Source organism: Streptomyces sp. adm13(2018), assembly GCF_008042145.1.
Taxonomy (GTDB): Bacteria; Actinomycetota; Actinomycetes; order Streptomycetales; family Streptomycetaceae; genus Streptomyces.
The window spans coordinates 19,803-22,887 of sequence record NZ_RDBH01000137.1; the positions used below are offsets into that span (position 1 = coordinate 19,803).

Consider the following 3,085-nt stretch of genomic DNA (forward strand, 5'->3'; position numbering starts at 1 on the left):
CGGCCGCGAGCACGGGGGGAGCCGACGCAGCATTCCCGTTCGGCATGGGGACAGGGGCCGGCGGGTGTGCCGGCTCCCCGCCCGTTCCGGCCGAGCCCTCGGACCCGGCCGCGCCCGCACCGCCCGCCCCGGCCGGGAGGCCGGTCGCGTCGGCGGGCGGGGCGGTGACGCCGTACTCGTCCCGCAGCTCCTCCGCGAGGCGGTCGACCGTGCCGACCTCCAGGACGAGGGTCACGGGGATGTCGACGCCGAGCCGGGCCCGGATGTCCTGGGCCAGGGAGACCGCGAGCATCGAGTCGAGGCCCTGCTCCTGGAGCGGGCGGTCGGTTTCCAGCTCGGCGGCGTCCAGCTCCAGGGCGGCGGCCACCCAGTCGGCGAGCGCCGCCTCAAGAGAGCGGCCCGGAAGACCGCCGGGCAGGTGACCGTTGGAGGCAGGCAGATGGCCGTTGGACGCGTGCACCGCGGCCGGGGCCCGCACCGGAGCCGGGGCCGGTGCGGGGGCCGGTGCGGGGGCCGGAGCCGGGCGGTGGCCGTGGCCGCTGTCACCGGCGGCGCCCGGCCCGGACGGGGCCGCGGACAGCCGCTTCCAGGTGATGCCCCGCGCCTCCAGTACGGGCTCGTCGCCGTCGAGGACGACCAGGCTGCCGGTCAACAGCCCGGAGTCCGGCCCCGCGTCCCGGTCACGCCGGGCGTACACCCGGGCGGTGGCGGGCAGCCGTCCGAGGACGGTGAGCCGCTCGACGGTGAAGGGGACGTACAGCCCCTGCGCGCCGCAGGCGGCGAGCGCGATCTGGAAGGCGCCGTCCAGGAGGCGGGCGTCCACGGTCCCGGCGGTGTCGCCGCGCAGGACTCCGAGGGCCTCCCCAGGGGCGACCGACAGGGACGTCACCGTGCGGAAGCCGGTGCCGTAGTCCAGACCGGCGCGGGCGAACGCCGCGTACATCGCGTCGAGTCCGACCTCGGTGAAGCGGTGCGAGGCGGGCGGGACGGTGAGCGCCGGCTGCTCGGGCGAGGTCAGCGTCGCGCTGCACACCAGGGCGCCGGAGCCGTCGCGGAAGGCGATGGCGTCGCCGTCGCGTGCGGCCGTGAGCGTCGCGGGCGCCTCGACGGCGGCCCGGAAGGTGAGGTCGCGCAGGCCGAAGCGGTCCCGGCCGAGGAAGTCGGCGACCTTGGCCGGGTAGCCGGCGCCCGGCAGGGTGGGCCGGCCGAGGACGAGGTGCTCGGCCGCCTCCGGGTGCTCCGCCCACGTGCTGCGGGTGCGCGCGGGAGCGGGCGGCGGCGTCTGCTCCTGCGCGGGTTCGAGCCACAGGTACTTCTCGGCGTGCGGCGCGGTCGGGAAGCGCACTCCCGCCCGGCGGCGCGGCCCGGCGGCGAGGTCGGTGCCCGCGACGAAGGCCTGTGCGGCGACGGCGAGTTCGCCGCGGCTCGCGGGCGCCGCGGTGGGCAGGTCGTGCGGACGCCCCGCCGTGGCCGCGATGCCCACGTGGAGGGAGCGCACCTCGTCGACGCCGGCCAGGAACAGCTGCAGCTTGTCCTGGAGTTGCTCGGCGCTGTCGGCGACGCACGCCAGGCGGTGTACACCGGCCGGCCGCAGTCGGCTCGCCTCGGCCAGGGCCTCCAGGGAGGGGCAGTAGGCGGAGCGCAGCATGAGCACCAGCCGGCGGGCGAGGGTGCGCAGCGCGTCGTCGGAGCCGGCCGAGAGGACCAGCAGCTGCGGGCCGGAGTCCGGGCGGGCCTGCTCCGTGCCCGGTGCGGCCTCGACCACGACGTGGGCGTTCGCGCCGCCGAAGCCGAAGCTGCTGACGCCCGCGACCCGCGGGCCGGGGCCCCACGGCAGAAGGCGGTCGGCCACGTACAGCGGAGAGCCGTCGAAGTCGAACGACCTGTTCGGCGTCTCGTAGTTGAGGGACGGCGGGATGTGCGCCGCCTGGAGTGCCAGCACCGTCTTGATGAGGCCGGCGATGCCCGCGGCGGGCTCCAGGTGGCCGAGGTTGGTCTTCACGGAGCCCACCGCGACCGGGGTGCGGCCGGCGGGCTCGCCGAGGACCGCGTGGAGGGCCTCCAGCTCGATGAGGTCGCCGAGCTGGGTGCCGGTGCCGTGCGCTTCGACGTATCCGATGTCGGCGGCGGTGCGCCCGGAGCGGGCCAGGGCCCGGCGCAGTACGGCTTCCTGGGCGGGCCTGCTGGGCGCGGTGAGGAAGCCGGCGCTGCCGCCGGTGTGGTTCACGGCGGTGCCGCGGATGACGGCGAGGACCGGGTCCCCGTCGCGTTCGGCGTCGGAGAGCCGCTTGAGGATCAGGGCGCCGGCGCCCTCACCGCGTACGTAGCCGTCGGCGGCGTCGTCGAAGGCCCGGCAGGCGCCCTGCGGGGAGAGCATGCCGTTACGGGTGAAGGAGCGGGTCTTGGCCGGGGTCAGCACCAGGTTGGCGGCGGCCACCACGGCCGCGTCGATCTCGCCCGCCCGCAGGTGCATGGCGGCCTCGTGGAGGGCGACGAGGGACGACGAGCAGGCGGTGTCGACGGCGAAGCTCGGGCCGGACCAGTCGAAGACGTGGGAGAGGCGGTTGGCCACCATGGAGGGGGCGGTGCCGGTCGCCACGTGCGGGTCGGAGTGGCCGATGCTCCGGGCGACGATCTCCGGGAAGTCGCTGGCGATGGCGCCGACGAAGACGCCGGTGTCGGCTCCGAGGGAGTGGTGGTCCCGTCCGGCGCTCTCCATGGCCTCGGAGGTGACGCTGAGCAGCATCCGCTGGAGCGGGTCCATGCGGCGCGCCTCGCGGTCGGTGAGGCCGAAGCGGGCGGCGTCGAAGTACTCGACGCCGTCGACCCAGCCCATCCGTACGTCCTCGGCGGCCGCCTCGGACCACAGGTGGGCCCAGCCGCGCTTGCCCTCGGGGGCGGCGCCGATGCTGGACACGCCGGTGACGAGGTTCTGCCAGAGCTCGTCCGGGGTGCCGGCGCCGGGGAACCGGCACGCCATGCCGATGACGGCGAGGGCGCCGTCGTCGGCGGGCCGCACGGTGGAGGCGGCGGTCGGAGTGGCGGCGGGCACGGTCGCGGCCGGGGCGGCCGGCGCGGCCCGGGG

At 76.8% G+C, this 3,085-nt stretch carries 1 protein-coding gene; it reads right to left on the reverse strand.

What is annotated here, in order from left to right; genetic code table 11:
* On the reverse strand, positions 1-3,085 hold a 3,085-nt coding region (locus EAO70_RS38160), incomplete at both ends, for a beta-ketoacyl synthase N-terminal-like domain-containing protein (protein WP_187284058.1).